We start from the raw sequence: 15,104 nt of genomic DNA, 5'->3' as shown, positions 1-15,104 counted from the left end.
GCTCGGGTCAGGTGGTGGAGGCGTCGCGGAGGCGCTGGCTGATGACGCCGGTGATGCCGTCGCCGCGCATGCTCACGCCGTAGAGGGCGTCGGCGATCTCCATCGTCCGCTTCTGGTGGGTGATGACGATCAGCTGCGACGTCGCCCGGAGCTGCTCGACGAGGGTGAGCAGCCGGCCGAGGTTGACGTCGTCGAGCGCGGCCTCCACCTCGTCGAGCACGTAGAACGGCGAGGGCCGCGCGCGGAAGATCGCCACCAGCAGAGCGACGGCGGTCAGCGAGCGCTCGCCGCCGGACAGCAGCGAGAGCCGCTTGACCTTCTTGCCCGGCGGGCGGGCCTCGATCTCCACGCCGGTGGTGAGCATGTCCTCGGGGTCGGTGAGCACCAGCCGCCCCTGGCCGCCGGGGAACAGGGTGGCGAAGACGCCCTCGAACTCGCGCGCGACGTCGGCGAAGGCGGCGGCGAAGACGTCGTGGATGCGCCCGTCCACCTCGCGGACGACGGTCAGCAGGTCCCGGCGCGTGGCCCGGAGGTCCTCCAGCTGCGTGGCGAGGAAGGTGTGCCGCTCCTCCAGCGCCGCGAACTCCTCCAGCGCCAGCGGGTTGACCTTGCCGAGCGTGCCGAGGTCGCGCTCGGCGCGGGCCGCGCGGCGCTCCTGCGCGGCGCGGTCGTAGGGCAGCGGCGCCGGCTCGGCCTCGCCCGCGGCCTCGGCTGCGGCCAGCTGCGCGGGCGTCGGCGGCACCGGCGCGGCCGGCCCGTACTCGGCCACCAGCGTGGGCAGGTCGACGCCGAACTCCTCGGCCGCCCGCTCCTCCAGCGCCTCGATGCGCAGCCGCTGCTCGGCACGGGCCACCTCGTCGCGGTGCACCTCGCCGGTGAGCCGCTCGAGCTCGGCGGTGGCGGCGCGGACCCGGGTGCGGACGTCGAGCAGCTCGGCCTCGCGGGCGGTGCGCTGCCGGGCCAGCTCGTCGCGCTCGGCGGCGGCCCGCTCCAGCGAACCGGCCAGCGCGGTCAGCGCCTCCTCCGCGCCGGCGCGCACCCGGGCGGCGACCTCCGCACCCCGGCGGCGGGCCAGCCGGGCCGCCTCGGCCCGCTCGCGGGCGGCGCGCTCCTGGCGGGCCTGCCGGCGCAGCGCCTCGGCCCGCCCGGACAGCGCGCGGGCCCGCTCCTCCGCCGTGCGCACCGCGAGCCGCGCCTCGGTCTCGGCCTGCCGGGCCGCGGCCACCTCGAGTCGCAGCCGGTCGCGCTGCCCGGAGTCGGGCTCCTGCTCGACCGGCGCGGCCTCGGCGTCGGCGAGCCGGGCCTCGAGCCCGGCCAGCGCCGCCTGCGACTCCTCCAGCGCGCGCTCGGCCCGGCGCTGCGCGGCGGCCGTGCGCTCCGCCTCGGCGGCGGCCGAGCGCGCCGCGGCGCCGAGCTCGGCGAGCTCGGCGGCCACCCTCGAGCGGCTGCGGTCGGCGGCCTGCCGGGCGGCCAGCGCGGTCTCGACGGCGGCCGAGCGCTCCCGTGCGGTCTCCCGGGCGGCGGCCAGGCGGTCGGCGAGGTCGGCGGCGCGGGCGCTGGCGCCGCCGAGCTCCCGCTCGGCCTCCTCGACGCGGGCGCGCACCTCCAGGCCGGAGGGGGCGTTCGTGGCACCGCCGGTGGCCTGGTCGGCGCCCACGAGGTCGCCGTCGGCGGTGACCGCGCGGACGGAGGGGGAGGTGGCGACCAGCGCGGCGGCCGCCCCCAGGCTCGGGACGACGGCCACGCGGTCCAGTGCCCGCGCCAGCGCCGGCCACAGCTCGTCGGGGGCCTCGACGAGGTCGAGGGCCCAGCGCAGGCCCTCGGGCAGCACCGGCCAGCCTTCGCGCGGCGGCGGCTGCGACCCCCCGGCGACCAGCAGCGCCGCGCGGCCACCGCCGACGTCGCGGAGGTGCGCGAGCGCGTCGACGGCGCCGGTGACCCCGGAGACGGCGACCGCCTCGGCCAGCCCGTCGAGCGCCGCGGCCAGCGGCACCTCGGCACCCGGTGCCACGGTGATCTGCCCGGCGACCGGCCCGAGGACGCCGGCCAGCCCGCCGGACGCACCCGCGGACACCACCGCCGCGACGCCGTCGACGGGGGCCAGGCCCTGCGCGAGGGTGTCGCGGCGGGCGGCCCAGGAGGCGCGGTCGCGCTCGGCGGCCCGTTCGGCGTCGGCGAGCTCGGTGACCGTGCGCACGGCCGCGGCGTGCGCGGCGACCGCGTCGGTGTGCGCGGTGACCAGCGCGGCGTCCTCGTCGTCGGCGTCGGCGACGGTCGCCCGCCGCCCGGCCAGCCGCGCCTCGGTCGCCTCGGCCCGCCCGGCGGCCTCCGCAGCGGCCTGGGCCAGCCGCTGCGCCTCGGCCTGCCCGGCGGTGGCCCGGGAACGCCCGGCCGCGACCTTCCCCGACAGCCGGGCCAGCCCCTCGCGGCGGTCGGCCAGGGCGCGGGTGGCGGCCACCCAGGCGCGCTCCTCGGCGGCCAGCGCCTCGTCGAGCGCGGCGCGGGCGGTGACGGCGGTGGCCAGCCGGCCGCGCTCGGCCACGAGGCCGGCGGCGAGCTCGGCCTCGGTGGCGGCGACCCGGTCGGCCTCGGCCTCGAGCTGCTCGGGGTCGCGGCCGCCGGCTGCGGCGGGCGCGGCGGCCAGGAGGTGGCGCTGGCGCTCCGCGGCGAGCTGCGCGATGCCGCGGAACCGCTCGGTGAGCGCCGACAGCCGGTACCAGGTGTCCTGCGCGCCGCCCAGCCGCGGCGCGTCGGCGGCGAGGGCCGACTCCAGCGCGCTCTCCCGCCGCGAGATCCCGGTCAGCTCCGCCTCGACCACGGCGCGCCGCTCGCGGGCGGCGGTCTCGTCGGCGACGTCCTCGGCCAGCGCGTCGCGCAGCGCGACCAGGTCGTCGGCGAGCAGCCGGAGGCGGGCGTCGCGCAGCTCGGCCTGCACGCCAGCGGCGCGGCGGGCCGCCTCCGCCTGGCGGCCCAGCGGCTTGAGCTGGCGGCGCAGCTCCGCGGTGAGGTCGGCCAGCCGGTCGAGGTTGGCCTGCATCGCGTCGAGCTTGCGGAGCGCCTTCTCCTTGCGCTTGCGGTGCTTGAGGACCCCGGCGGCCTCCTCGACGAAGGCGCGGCGGTCCTCAGGGCGGCCGGACAGGACGGCGTCGAGCTGCCCCTGGCCGACGATGACGTGCATCTCGCGGCCGATGCCGGCGTCGCTGAGCAGCTCCTGGACGTCGAGCAGGCGCACCTTGTCGCCGTTGATCTCGTACTCGCTCTCGCCGGAGCGGTACATCCGGCGGGTGACCGAGACCTCGGTGTAGTCGATCGGCAGCGCGCCGTCGGCGTTGTCGATGGTGAGGGTCACCTCGGCCCGGCCGAGGGCCGGGCGGCCGGCGGTGCCGGCGAAGATGACGTCCTCCATCTTGCCGCCGCGCAGCGACTTGGCGCCCTGCTCGCCCAGGACCCAGGCGATGGCGTCGACGACGTTGGACTTGCCCGAGCCGTTGGGCCCGACGACGGCGGTGATGCCCGGCTCCAGACGGAGCGTCGTCGGGGACGCGAAGGACTTGAAGCCCTTGAGCGTCAGGCTCGACAGGTGCACGGGAGCGGCAGCCCAGTCCCGCCGGCGCAGGAGGCCGGGACGGGCGGTGCGGAGGGGCTTACGCCAGCGCCGGCTCGGCCTTGTCGCGGGTCAGGCTGAGCAGCTCGTGGGCGATGACGGCGTCGCGCTGGGCCCGCAGCTCGGCCAGCTCCTGCTCCAGGCGGCGCACCCTGGCGCGCAGGACCGCGTTCTCGTCCATCACGCGGAGCTCCGCGGGCGGTACGACGGAACCGAAGAGGGCCTTGGCCATGGCGAGAACGGCCTTTCCGACAGCGAGAGGGGGTGCCCGCCGCCCCGGGAGGTCGGTCGGCGCGGGCTCGGTGACCCCAGGGTGACACCACTGGACACGCTGGTCAACGGCGGGCCGGAGCGCCGCCGCGTCGAGGGGGTGTTCCTTGCGTCACGCCGTGGTGAACCCGCGTCCCCCCTGCACCGGGCGGTCCTCCTCCACCACGCCGGTCACCCGGCCGGGAGCGTCCGGGCCCTGCAGCGCCGCGACGACGGCGCGGACACCGTCGGCGGGCCCCTCGAGCTCGACCTCGACCCGGCCGTCGGGCAGGTTGCGGGCGGATCCCGACAGCCCGGCGTCGGTGGCCAGGCCGCGGACGAACCACCGGTAGCCGACGCCCTGCACGTGCCCGGAGACCAGCGCGTGCACCCGGACCCCGCTCACGACCTGCGGGTCCTCGGCTCTGCCGACGGCCGCCGGGTCCGCGGGGCCGGCTGGCAGACCGGGCAGCTGTAGCTCGACCGGTTCATGAACGACTCCCGGGTGATCGGCGTGCCGCACCGCGGGCAGGGCCGGTCGGCCTGGCCGTAGACGGCGAGGAAGCGGGAGAAGTACCCGCTCTGCCCGTTGACGTCGACGTAGAGCGAGTCGAACGAGGTGCCGCCCTGCGCCAGCGCCTCGCCGAGCACGCTGCGCACGCCGTCGAGCAGGTCGGCGACCTGGGCGCGGGTGAGCCGGTCGGTGGGGCGGGTGCCGTGCAGGCGGGCCCGCCACAGCGACTCGTCGGCGTAGATGTTGCCGACGCCGCCGATCAGCGTCTGGTCCAGCAGCGCCCGCTTGACCTCCGTCCTCCGGCGGCGCAGCGCCGCGCTGAAGGCCGCCTCGTCGAACGAGGGGTCCAACGGGTCGATCGCGATGTGCGCCAGCCGCGACGGGATGCCCTCGCCCTCGGCGTCCTCCACCGCCAGCCCGCCGAACGTCCGCTGGTCGACGAAGCGCAGCTCGCGGCCGCCGTCGGTGAAGGTGAACCGGGCCCGCAGGTGGGTCTCGCGGGGCCGGGCGGGCTTCTCCACCAGCAGCTGCCCGCTCATGCCGAGGTGGGCGACCATCGCCCGGCCGGCGGGCGTCCCGTCGGCCTCGGCCAGCGGCAGCCACAGGTACTTGCCGCGGCGGTGCGCGGCGCTGAACGTGCGCCCGGTGAGCGCGGCGACGAAGTGGTCGGCGCCCTCCAGGTGGCGGCGGACCGCGCGCGGGTGGTGCACCTCGACGGCGGCCACGGTGCGCCCGGCGACCCAGCGCTCCAGGCCACGCCGCACCACCTCGACCTCGGGCAGCTCGGGCACGGCTCAGTCCCCGGAGGGCGCCCGGCCGGCGGGCAGCCCGTCGGCACTGACGGCGCGCCACGCGGCCTCGGCGGCCTCCTGCTCCGCGGCCTTCTTGGTGCGCCCGCGTCCGCGGCCGCGCACGACGCCGGCCAGCGAGACGGCGGCGGTGAACGTCTTGGCGTGCGGCGGGCCCTCGTCGGTGACGTCGTAGACGGGAGCACCCAGGCCGTGGGCGGCGCCGAGCTCCTGGAGGCTGGTCTTCCAGTCCAGGCCGGCGCCGCGGGTGGCCGACTCCACCAGGAGCGGGTCGAACAGGCGGTGCACGATCGCGCCGGCGGCGTCCAGGCCCAGGCCCAGGTGGCACGCGCCGATCAGCGCCTCGAGGGCGTCGGCGAGGATCGAGTCCTTCTCCCGGCCGCCGGTGGTCTCCTCGCCGCGGCCCAGCAGCAGGTGCGGGCCGAGCCCCCCGTTCCCCAGCCGCCGGGCGACCGCGGCCAGCGAGGTCATGTTGACCACCGAGGCGCGCAGCTTGGCCAGCCGGCCCTCGGGGAGGTCGGGCTGGCTGCGGTAGAGCTCGTCGGTGACGACCAGGCCGAGCACGGCGTCGCCCAGGAACTCCAGGCGCTCGTTGGTGGGCAGCCCGCCGTTCTCGTAGGCGTACGAGCGGTGGGTCAGTGCCAACGACAGCAGGCCGCCGGGCAGCTCGACGCCGAGGGCGTCGAGCAGCCAGGCGGCTGCGCGGTCGTCGTGGGCGCTGCCCACCTCGGGGAACCGGCTCAGGGCCGGGTCAGACCGAGAGGACCTGGCGGCCGGCGTGCTGGCCGCAGTTCGGGCAGGCCTGGTGCGGCGGCTTGAGCTGGCCGCAGGCGCGGTTCGGGCAGGGGCTGAGCGTGGGGGCGCTCGCCTTCCACTGCGACCGGCGGGCGCGGGTGTTGGCGCGGGACATCTTCCGCTTCGGGACGGCCACGGTCAGTTCTCCTCAGGGTCGCCCGGACGGTCGGTGACCGCTCCGGTGGTGAAACGGCCGGCGAGGCCGGCCCAGCGGGGGTCGACCAGCTCGTGGGAGTGGTCGGCCGGCAGGTCGTCGAGGCGCTGGCCGCAACCGGAGCACAGTCCGGCGCAGTCCTCGGTGCAGGTGGGCGAGAGGGGCAGGGCGAGGACGACGGTGTCGCGGACCATCGGCTCGAGGTCGATGCGCTCGCCCTCGACGAGACGGACCTCGTCCTCCTCGCTGGTGGCCTCGGTGGTGCTGCCCGGGTAGGCGTAGAGCTCCTGCACGTCGAGCTCCAGGACGTCCTCGAACGGGTCCAGGCAGCGCGCGCACTGGCCGTCGACGGGGGCCTCGATCTCGCCGGAGACGAGCACGCCCTCCATGACCGACTCCAGGCGCAGCCGCAGGTGCACCGGCGCGCCCTCGGGCACGCCGACGAGCTCGAGCCGCCAGCCCGCGGGCGCGGGGACGGTCCGGTCGAGCTCGTGCAACGAGCCGGCGCGGCGGCCGAGCTCGCGCAGCTCCACGGTCCAGGGGTTGGCACCGGGGCGCCGGACGTCGGTGGACGCGGCGCCGGGGCGATCGGCAGGTGCGGCAGGCATGTCGGTACTCGCGGTCGTCAGTGGGAGGGGATCCGTCCGGGGTCGAACACCGGCGGCCGGACCAGCAACCGAGACTACCCGATCCCCGACCGGGAACGGCCGGCCCGGTGAGGGGACGGAGGCGGCTCCGCCGCTCAGGCGTCCCGGAGCGTCTCGCGGGCCTTCTCGACCGAGCGCAGCATCCGCTCCAGCGTGGTGCCGAAGTCGGCCAGGCGGGTGTCGACGTACTCGTCGACCTCGGCCCGCATCCGGTTGACCTCGGCCACGGTCTGCGCGCCCAGCTCGTCGGAGCGGCTGACCGCGCCGCGGTAGACCTCGGTCTCGGTGACCAGCCGCTCGTGCTCGACCTGCGCGGCGGCGATCATCTCGGCCTGCTGCGCCTGCGCGTCGGCCAGCAGCGCCTCGTGGTGGGCCTGCGCCTCGGCGAGCAGGGCCTCGGCCTCCGCCTCCGCCTGGGCCAGCACGGCCTCGGCCTCGGCCTGGGCGCGGGCGAGGAGCTCGTCGCGCTGCCGCCGGGCGGTGCCGAGGACCTCCTCGCGCTGGCGTCGGGCGGAGGCGACCAGCCGGTCGGCCTCCTCGCGGGTGCGGCCGGTGAGCTGCTCGGCCTCGGCCTGTGCCTGCTCGAGGATCTCGGTGCGCTGCTCGACGATCGCCCCGGCGGCGTGCACCTCGTCGGGCAGGTTCTCCCGCAGGTCGTCGAGCAGGTCGAGCAGGTGGTCGCGCGGCACCATGCACGAGCTCGACATGGGCACGCTGCGCGCGTTCTCGATGACCCGGCTGAGTTCGTCGACGGTCTCGTAGAGCCGGTAGACGACCTCCGTCACGACTCGGCCCGCTTGGCCAGGAGCCGGTCGAGGACGCCCTTGGGCACCAGCCGTGAGACGTCGCCGCCGAAGACCGCGATCTGCTTGACCAGGCTGGAGGACAGGTGGCCGACCTGCGGCGCGGTGGGGACGAACAGCGTCTCGACGCCGGCCAGCTCGCGGTTCATCTGCGCCATCTGCAGCTCGTACTCGAAGTCGCCCACGGCACGCAGGCCCTTGACCACCACCGGGACGTCGTGGCTGAGGCAGTAGTCGACGAGCAGGCCGCTGAAGCTGTCGACGACGACGTTCGGCAGGTCCTCGACCGCCTCGCGCAGCAGCTCCATGCGCTCGTCGACGGTGAAGAACCCCGCCTTGCCGGGGTTGACCAGCACGGCGACCACGAGCTCGTCGTAGAGCGCGGCCGCCCGGGCGATGACGTCGACGTGACCGTTGGTGACCGGGTCGAACGACCCGGGACACACCGCTCGCCTCACGGGAGGCGACCGTACCGGAGCAGGGCCTCTCCGTAGCGGCGGTCGCGGATCCCGATGAGGGGTGTCGGCCACTCGAAGGGCTCCTCGCGGGAGGACCGCTCGACGACGACGACCGCGTCCGGGGCGAGCCACCCGCCCGTGACCAGCGCGGCGAGCACGCCGCGCACCTCCTCGGCGGGGACGGTGTAGGGCGGGTCGGCGAGCACGAGGTCGAAGCGGGCCGGCGGCGCGCCGCCGACGACGGTGGGCACCGAGCCCGGGACCACGCGCGCACCCGGCAGGCCGACGGCGGCGACGTTGGCGCGCAGCACCGGCAGCACGCGGGGGCCGTTCTCGACGAGCACGACCTCGGCCGCGCCGCGGGAGAGCGCCTCGAGGCCGAGCGCCCCGGAGCCGGCGTAGAGGTCGAGGACGCGGGCGCCGTCGAGGTCGAGCAGGGTGCCGAGGCTGTTGAACATGCCCTCGCGGGCGCGGTCGCCGGTGGGCCGCACCCCGCTGGGCGGAACCGTGAGCCGCCGTCCCCGGGCGATGCCGGAGATCAGGCGGGTCATGCCTTCTCGAGGTAGGTCGCGCGCTCGTCGGTGGCCAGCGCGGCGACCTCCGCGGCCAGGCCCGGGTGGTCGGCCAGCCCGCCGCCGGTGGCCAGCAGCTCGGTCGCCTCGGCGCGGGCGGTGGCGATGAGCTCCTCGTCCTCGAGCAGGGACAGCAGCCGCAGCGTCGAGCGCTTGCCGGACTGGACGGCGCCGAGGACGTCGCCCTCGCGGCGGGTCTCGAGGTCCAGGCGGGCGAGCTCGAAGCCGTCGGAGGTGGCGGCGACCGCGGCCAGCCGCTGCCCGGTCGCCGTCGTCTCCCGGGCCTCGGTGACCAGCAGGCACAGGCCCCGGTGCTTGCCCCGGGCGACGCGGCCGCGCAGCTGGTGCAGCTGGCTCACGCCGAAGCGGTCGGCGTCCATGACGACCATGACGGTGGCGTTGGGCACGTCCACGCCGACCTCCACGACCGTCGTCGCGACGAGGACCTGCGTCTCGCCGGAGGCGAAGGCCCGCATGCGGGCCTCCTTGTCCTCGGGCGCGAGCCGGCCGTGCAGGACGTCGATGCGCAGTCCCGCCAGCGGGCCCTCGCGCAGCCCCTCGGCGACGTCGAGGACGGCCAGCGGCGGGCGCCGGTCGTCCTCGCCGCCCTTCTCCGGAGCGCCGTCGGCGTCCTCGGGGGCGTCGGTCTCGGCGCTGCCGGTGTCGTCGTCACCGATCCGCGGGCACACGACGTAGGCCTGCCGGCCGGCGGCGACCTCCTCGCGCACCCGCTCCCAGGCGCGGCCGAGCCAGGCCGGCTTGTCGCTGACCGGCACCACCGAGCTGGCCACGCCGCCGCGGCCGCTGGGCAGCTGGCGCAGCACGGAGGTCTCCAGGTCGCCGTAGACGGTCATCGCGACGGTGCGCGGGATGGGCGTGGCGGTCATGACCAGCACGTGCGGCGGGCGGTTGCCCTTGGCGCGCAGGGCGTCGCGCTGCTCGACGCCGAAGCGGTGCTGCTCGTCGACGACGACCAGGCCGAGGTCGGCGAAGTCGACGCCCTCCTGCAGCAGCGCGTGGGTGCCGACGACGATGCCGGCGCTGCCGTCGGCCACCGCGGCGCGCGCGGCCCGGCGGGCGACGGCCTTGAGCGAGCCGGTGAGCAGCACCACCTTCGTGCCCGCGGGGTCGCCGTCGAGCTCGCCGGCGCGGGCGAGCGGGCCGAGCATGCCCGCGATGCTGCGGGCGTGCTGCGCGGCCAGCACCTCCGTGGGCGCCAGCAGCGCGGCCTGGCCGCCGGCGTCGACGACCTGCGCCATGGCCCGCAGCGCGACGACGGTCTTGCCCGAGCCGACCTCCCCCTGCAGCAGCCGGTGCATGGGGGTGTCGCGGGACAGCTCGGCGGCGAGCTCCTCCCCCACCGCCCGCTGGCCCTCGGTGAGTGCGAAGGGCAGCGCGGCGTCGACGGCGTCGAGCAGGCCGCCGCGCCCGCGCGGGCGGGCGGTGCCGGGCTCCAGCGCGGCGGCGCGGCGGCGGGCGGCGAGCACCAGCTGCAGGATGAGCGCCTCGTCCCACTTGAGCCGCTCCCCGGCGCGCTCGACGTCGTCGGCGGTGGTGGGCCGGTGGATGTCGAGGAGGGCGGCCGGGAGGCTGAGCAGGCCGTGGCGGCTGCGCAGCCTCGGGGGCAGCGGGTCCTCGACGAAGCCGAAGCCGCCGGAGGCGTCGAGCAGCAGGCGGATCGACTTCTGGATCACCCAGCTGGAGACGTCCTTGCTCGCCGGGTAGATCGGGATGAGCGCGCGGGCCCAGTCCTCGTCGTCGTCACCGGTGATGAGGTGGAAGTCCGGATGGGCGAACTGCTTGCTGTTCCGATACTGGCCGACGGTGCCGGCGAACAGCCCCCAGGCGCCCTGCTGCAGCTGGCCGTGCCGGCGGTTGAAGAAGACCAGCTGCATCTCCCCGGCGCCGTCGCCGACGGTGACCTCGGTGAGGGTCCCGGGCCGGCTGCGCATCTTGCGGCTGACCACCCGGCGGACCTGCGCGAGCACGGTCACCCGGTCGCCGACCTGCAGGTCGTCGAGCCGCGTCATCTCGCCGCGCGTGGCGTAGCGGCGCGGGTAGTGGCGCAGCAGGTCACGGACGGTGCGCAGTTCCAGGGACTCCGCCATCGCCTTGGCCGTCTTGGCGCCGAGCACGCGCGCCAGGTCGGTGTCGAGGGTCACCGTCACGGCTACTCCACCCCCACCTGCAGCGGGACCACCGCGCCGGCGTCGTACCGGACCACCTCGACGGTCGGGTGGGCGGAGGCCAGGTGCGCGCAGACCGCGTCGCCGAGCGCGACGTCGGGGCCCACGACGAGCGTGGCCATCTCACCGCCTGCCGACAGCAGCCGGTCGAGCAGCTCGCGGGCCACCGCCGTGAGGTCCTGGCCGACCACCACGACGTCGCCCTCTGCCGCGCCCAGCGCGTCGCCCGCGCGGCACGGGCCGGCGCTGGTGAGCGCGTCGGACTCGGCGACGACGACCTCGGCCCAGCGGGTGGCGGCGGCGGCCTCGGCCATGGCGATGACGTCGTCGCCGAAGCGGCGGGTGGGGTCGGCGACGGCGATGGCGGCCAGGCCCTGCACCGGGGAGCGGGTGGGGACCACCGCGACGTCGCGGCCGGCCCCGCGGGCGCGGTCGGCGGCGCGGGCGGCCACCGGCGTGAGCGCGGGGTCGTTGGGCAGCACGACGACGTCGCCCGCGCCCGAGGCCACCATCTCGGCCAGGAGCTCGTCCTCGTCGACGCCACTGGAGCCGCAGGGGACGACGCGCACGCCCTCGCCGGAGAACAGCTGCGCCAGGCCCTCGCCCGGGACGACCGCGACGACCGCACGCAGCCCCGGCACCGGGGCGGCCGGGCGGACCGGCGCCAGCGGGGTCACCGCGATGGAGTGCGGCCGGCCGGCCTCGATGCCGGCCTCGATGGCGCCGCCGACGTCGTTGGTGTGCACGTGGACGTTCCACTGCCGGCCGGTCGCCGTGTCCACGCCGACGACGACCAGGCTGTCGCCGAGGGTGGCCAGCCGGGTCTGCAGCACCGCGACGGCGGCCTCGTCGGCGTCGGCGAGCAGGTACTGCACCTCGCTGCCGGGCCCGGGCGGGGGCTGGTGCGGAACCGCCGCGGGGTCCGCCGGGCGGGCGCGGCGCGGCACGAGCGGCGGGCGGGCCGGCTCGACGCCGGTGACGGTGGCCACGAGGGCGTCGAGGACCACGCAGAAGCCGGCGCCGCCGGCGTCGACCACGCCGGCGGCGCGCAGCGCGTCGAGCTGGCCGGGCGTGGCCTCCAGGGCGGTGCGCGCGCCGTCGGCCGCGGCCGTGACGACGTCGGCCAGCGCGGTGTGCCCCTGCGCGACGGCGGTGACGGCGGCCTCGGCGCCGGCGCGGGCGACGGTGAGCAGCGTCCCCTCCTCCGGGTCGGCGACCGCGGAGTAGGCGCTGTCGGCGGCCTTCTGCAGCGCCGCGGCGAGGCCGGGTCCGTCGGCGGGCTCCTCGCCGGCGAGCTGGTCGGACAGGCCGCGCAGGAGCTGGGCGAGGATCGTGCCGCTGTTGCCCCGGGCCCCGAGGACGGCGCCTCGGGTCAGCGCGGTCCAGGCCGGCTCCCCCGGCGACGCGTCGAGGGCGGCGACGGCGGCCTGCGCGGTGAGCAGCAGGTTGGTGCCGGTGTCGCCGTCGGGCACGGGGAAGACGTTGAGGTCGTCGAGGCGGCCGCGGGCTCCGGACAGCGCCGCGACCGCGGCCCGGCACCACTGGCCGACCGCGGCGTCGTCGAGCGCCTGCAGCACGGCCGGAGGGTACCCGCGGGGACCGACGGGCCCGGTCGTGGTGGAGGGGACGGGCCCGGTCGTGGTGGAGGGGACGGACCCGGTGGCCCGGGCGCCCTCGGCGACGGTCGGCCGGGCGAGCGGTTACAGTGGTCGACGGTCTTCCGGTGGCCGTCCGTGCGCCGCCGTCTGCAAACGATTCTCCTGGGAGTGATCCACCGTGGCTGCCGTGTGCGATGTCTGTGGCAAGGGGCCCGGTTTCGGTATGTCGGTGTCGCACTCGCACCGCCGCACGCCGCGCCGCTGGAACCCGAACATCCAGGCGGTGAGGGCGCTGGTCGCCCCCGGCAACCGCCGCCGCATCAACGCCTGCACCTCCTGCATCCGTGCGGGCAAGGTCGTCCGCGCGTAGTGCGGGTGGGCGGCACCGCCGCCCCTGAGTGCGTCCCGGCCCCGGCCGGGCGGACCCCGGAGGTCGACGACCTCCGGGGTCCTTCGCGTGCGCGGTGCCGGGCCGGCTCAGGCCGTGCCGATCCCCCGCGCCCGCGCCGCGGCGACGACCAGGTCCACCACCGTCTCCAGCGGCAGCACCGTCCCGTCGACGACGAGGTGGTAGTGCCGGGCCGCCGTCGGGTCGCACCGGTAGAAGTGCCGGACGTAGCTCTCGCGGGTGGTGTCGTTGGCCTGCAGCTCGCGCCGCAGCTCGTCCTCCGGGCGGCCGTAGCGCTGCACCGCCGCGCGCAGCCGGGCCTCCGGCGGGCCGTCGAGGCGGACGTGCAGGGCGTCGGGCCGGTCACGGAGCACCATGGCGCCGCCGCGGCCGAGCACCACCCCGCCGGCGCCGTCGGCGATCTCGCGCAGGACCCGCTCGGTGTGCTCCCGGTAGGCCCGCTCGTCGGGCTGGCTCGCCGTCGGCACCACGCCGCCGACCGGGTCGGGCATGGCGCCCAGCGAGGCGACGAGCCGCCACAGGCCTCGGACCACCCGCTCGTCGTTGGCCTCGGCGTCGTCCTGGGAGACGCCGAGCCGGCCGGCCACCTGCGCGGGGATCGCGCGGTCGTGGAAGGACAGGCCCAGCCGCTCGGCGACGGCCGGCCCGACCTCCGGACCGCCCGCGCCGTAGGACGCGGAGATCGTCACGACGCCCACGGCCGCTCCTCCTCCTCGTCGGGGTCCTCCTGCTCGTCGAGGAGCCGGCCCAGGAAGACCGCTCCCGCCTCGCCGGCGTACAGGCCGTACCCCGGGACCGGCGTGTAGCCGAGGGCCTCGTACAGCGCCAGCGCCTCGGGCTGGCGGTCCCCGGAGTTGAGCACGACCGCGCGGTACCCCGACGCGCGCGCGGAGTCCTCCAGCGCGGCGACCAGCACCTGCGCCAGGCCACGGCGACGCAGGGCGGGCACCACGTACACCCGCTTGACCTCGGCCACGGTGGGGTCGTCCCCTCCGGTGTGCCGCCGCCAGGCGCCGCACCCGGCCGGCTCGCCGCCGACCTCGGCGACGAGGAACAGGCCGGCCGGCGGGGAGAAGTCCCCCGGCTCCACGGCCGCGCCGTCCGGGCCGCCGTAGCGGTCGACGTACTCCTGCTGCACCCGGACCACGAGGTCGCGGGCGACCGGGTCGTCGTAGGGCACCGCGCGCAGGACGGCGACCGACCCGTCGCGCAGCCGGACCTCAGCCGAAGTGGACATGCCCGGTCCTCCCCGCCCCCACCGCGACCGCGACGTCGGCCGCCGGCTCGCCGCCCACGAACACCCCCGGCTCCCCCTCCTCGGCCCGGCCGATGGCGATCCACCCGTCGGGCAGGGCCGCGGACGGCGGGAAGGTCGCCAGCAGGGCGTGGTCCTCCCCGCCGGTGAGCACCCAGGCGAGCGGATCGGCGCCGAGGGCCGCCGCCACCTGCTGCAGCGGACCCGGCGGTTCCAGGGTCGCACGCACCAGCGCGGCCCGGTCGACGTGCAGGGCGACGCCGCTGCCGGAGGCCAGGTGCCCGGCGTCGGCGAGCAGCCCGTCGCTGACGTCGCACATGGCGGTGGCCCCCGCGCCGGCCGCGGCCGGCCCGGCCGCGTACGGCGGGGTCGGACGGCGGTGCGCGGTGACGACGGCCAGCGGGCTGCTGAAGCCGCGGCGCAGCACCGCCAGCCCGCACGCCGACCAGCCCAGCCGGCCCGCGACGGCGAGGACGTCCCCGGGCCGCGCCCCCGAGCGCAGCACCGGCGCCCGCCCGCCGAGGTCGCCGAGCGCGGTGACCGACAGGACGACGGACCCGCTGTCGGGCGCGGAGGCCACCGTGTCGCCGCCGACCACCGCGGCACCCAGCGGCGCGCACTCGGCGGCCATCCCGGCGGCCACGCCCTCGAGCCAGGTGGTGGGCGTGTCGGCGGGACAGGCCAGCCCGACCAGGAGCGCCGTGGCCACCCCGCCCATCGCGGCGACGTCGGCCAGGTTGGCGGCGGCGGCCTTGTGCCCGACGTCCTCGGCCGAGGACCAGTCGCGGCGGAAGTGCCGCCCCTCGACGAGGACGTCGGTGGTGGCCACCACCCGGCCGTCGGGCGCGCGCAGCACCGCGGCGTCGTCCCCCGGGCCCACCTCGGCCACCTCGGCCGAGCCCGAGCGGGCGAGCACCCGCTCGATGACGCCGAACTCCCCCACCACCCGCACGCTGTCGGCGAGGTCGTCGCGGGGACCCAGCGGCCGGGGCCGTGTCACCGGGCGCACCGGGCCGCTGGGGTAGGTTGCGATCCAGTCCGGCTGCCGGCG

At 77.3% G+C, this 15,104-nt stretch carries 16 protein-coding genes; 1 reads left to right on the top strand and 15 read right to left on the bottom strand.

Annotated features, from left to right (window positions below; genetic code table 11):
- Window positions 1-7: 7 nt before the first annotated feature.
- From smc to HLV61_RS07225, 12 genes are all read right to left on the bottom strand, one after another.
- Window positions 8-3,586 carry a chromosome segregation protein SMC gene (smc, locus tag HLV61_RS07280; protein ID WP_369253786.1) on the bottom strand — a complete coding sequence of 1,193 codons (3,579 nt, stop codon included), beginning with the start codon at window positions 3,584-3,586 and terminating at the stop codon, window positions 8-10.
- Between the two features lie 58 nt (window positions 3,587-3,644).
- The gene (locus tag HLV61_RS07275) at window positions 3,645-3,836 is read right to left on the bottom strand and encodes a hypothetical protein (RefSeq protein WP_369253784.1); all 192 of its coding nucleotides are present in this window, start codon (window positions 3,834-3,836) and stop codon (window positions 3,645-3,647) included.
- Between the two features lie 150 nt (window positions 3,837-3,986).
- Entirely contained in the window at window positions 3,987-4,259 is a 273-nt protein-coding gene (locus HLV61_RS07270) for an acylphosphatase (protein ID WP_369253782.1), read from the bottom strand.
- On the bottom strand, window positions 4,256-5,158 hold the full coding sequence (gene mutM / locus HLV61_RS07265) for a bifunctional DNA-formamidopyrimidine glycosylase/DNA-(apurinic or apyrimidinic site) lyase (RefSeq protein ID WP_369253780.1): 903 nt from the start codon (window positions 5,156-5,158) through the stop codon (window positions 4,256-4,258). The genes HLV61_RS07270 and mutM overlap by 4 nt, the downstream gene beginning before the upstream one ends.
- 3 nt (window positions 5,159-5,161) lie before the next feature.
- Window positions 5,162-5,902: a ribonuclease III gene (rnc, locus tag HLV61_RS07260; protein ID WP_369253778.1), complete on the bottom strand. Its 741-nt coding sequence runs from the start codon at window positions 5,900-5,902 to the stop codon at window positions 5,162-5,164.
- Between the two features lie 25 nt (window positions 5,903-5,927).
- Window positions 5,928-6,107 carry a 50S ribosomal protein L32 gene (rpmF, locus tag HLV61_RS07255; protein ID WP_073421798.1) on the bottom strand — a complete coding sequence of 60 codons (180 nt, stop codon included), beginning with the start codon at window positions 6,105-6,107 and terminating at the stop codon, window positions 5,928-5,930.
- 2 nt (window positions 6,108-6,109) lie between these two features.
- Window positions 6,110-6,733 carry a YceD family protein gene (locus HLV61_RS07250; RefSeq protein ID WP_369253776.1) on the bottom strand — a complete coding sequence of 208 codons (624 nt, stop codon included), beginning with the start codon at window positions 6,731-6,733 and terminating at the stop codon, window positions 6,110-6,112.
- Window positions 6,734-6,867: 134 nt separating this feature from the next.
- Window positions 6,868-7,557, bottom strand: coding sequence for a hypothetical protein (locus HLV61_RS07245; RefSeq protein WP_369253774.1), 690 nt, complete (start codon window positions 7,555-7,557; stop codon window positions 6,868-6,870).
- Window positions 7,554-8,033 (bottom strand): pantetheine-phosphate adenylyltransferase, encoded by a 480-nt coding sequence (coaD, locus tag HLV61_RS07240; RefSeq protein ID WP_369253772.1) that lies wholly within the window; start codon window positions 8,031-8,033, stop codon window positions 7,554-7,556. The genes HLV61_RS07245 and coaD overlap by 4 nt, the downstream gene beginning before the upstream one ends.
- Complete coding sequence (gene rsmD, locus HLV61_RS07235; protein WP_369253770.1) at window positions 8,030-8,584, bottom strand: 16S rRNA (guanine(966)-N(2))-methyltransferase RsmD; 555 nt, start codon at window positions 8,582-8,584, stop codon at window positions 8,030-8,032. The genes coaD and rsmD overlap by 4 nt, the downstream gene beginning before the upstream one ends.
- Window positions 8,581-10,773, bottom strand: coding sequence for an ATP-dependent DNA helicase RecG (gene recG / locus HLV61_RS07230; protein WP_369253768.1), 2,193 nt, complete (start codon window positions 10,771-10,773; stop codon window positions 8,581-8,583). The genes rsmD and recG overlap by 4 nt, the downstream gene beginning before the upstream one ends.
- Window positions 10,774-10,775: 2 nt before the next feature.
- Complete coding sequence (locus HLV61_RS07225; protein ID WP_369253766.1) at window positions 10,776-12,368, bottom strand: DAK2 domain-containing protein; 1,593 nt, start codon at window positions 12,366-12,368, stop codon at window positions 10,776-10,778.
- Between the two features lie 199 nt (window positions 12,369-12,567).
- Here HLV61_RS07225 and rpmB point away from each other — a divergent pair, with 199 nt between their 5' ends.
- Window positions 12,568-12,759 (top strand): 50S ribosomal protein L28, encoded by a 192-nt coding sequence (gene rpmB / locus HLV61_RS07220; protein ID WP_369253764.1) that lies wholly within the window; start codon window positions 12,568-12,570, stop codon window positions 12,757-12,759.
- A 107-nt stretch (window positions 12,760-12,866) separates the two neighbouring features.
- Here rpmB and HLV61_RS07215 read toward each other — a convergent pair whose 3' ends face one another.
- Genes HLV61_RS07215 through HLV61_RS07205 form a run of 3 tightly spaced genes read right to left on the bottom strand, consistent with a single transcriptional unit; the run spans window position 12,867 to window position 15,053 of the window.
- Entirely contained in the window at window positions 12,867-13,496 is a 630-nt protein-coding gene (locus HLV61_RS07215) for an AAA family ATPase (RefSeq protein ID WP_369253762.1), read from the bottom strand.
- Complete coding sequence (locus HLV61_RS07210; RefSeq protein WP_369253760.1) at window positions 13,484-14,035, bottom strand: GNAT family N-acetyltransferase; 552 nt, start codon at window positions 14,033-14,035, stop codon at window positions 13,484-13,486. Before HLV61_RS07210 ends, HLV61_RS07215 begins: the two co-directional genes overlap by 13 nt.
- Window positions 14,019-15,053: a thiamine-phosphate kinase gene (locus HLV61_RS07205; protein ID WP_369253758.1), complete on the bottom strand. Its 1,035-nt coding sequence runs from the start codon at window positions 15,051-15,053 to the stop codon at window positions 14,019-14,021. Before HLV61_RS07205 ends, HLV61_RS07210 begins: the two co-directional genes overlap by 17 nt.
- Between the last annotated feature and the right edge of the window lie 51 nt (window positions 15,054-15,104).

The sequence above is a fragment of the Geodermatophilus amargosae genome, from assembly GCF_041028265.1.
Lineage (GTDB): Bacteria > Actinomycetota > Actinomycetes > Mycobacteriales > Geodermatophilaceae > Geodermatophilus > Geodermatophilus amargosae_A.
This window is presented reverse-complemented; position numbering and strand designations above follow the sequence as displayed.

Excerpts from the sequence above, each read along its gene's own strand:
- HLV61_RS07275 (WP_369253784.1), bottom strand. The coding sequence starts at position 3,836 with ATGGCCAAGGCCCTCTTCGGTTCCGTCGTACCGCCCGCGGAGCTCCGC.
- HLV61_RS07250 (WP_369253776.1), bottom strand. The coding sequence starts at position 6,733 with ATGCCTGCCGCACCTGCCGATCGCCCCGGCGCCGCGTCCACCGACGTC.
- rsmD (WP_369253770.1), bottom strand. The coding sequence starts at position 8,584 with ATGACCCGCCTGATCTCCGGCATCGCCCGGGGACGGCGGCTCACGGTT.
- HLV61_RS07210 (WP_369253760.1), bottom strand. The coding sequence starts at position 14,035 with ATGTCCACTTCGGCTGAGGTCCGGCTGCGCGACGGGTCGGTCGCCGTC.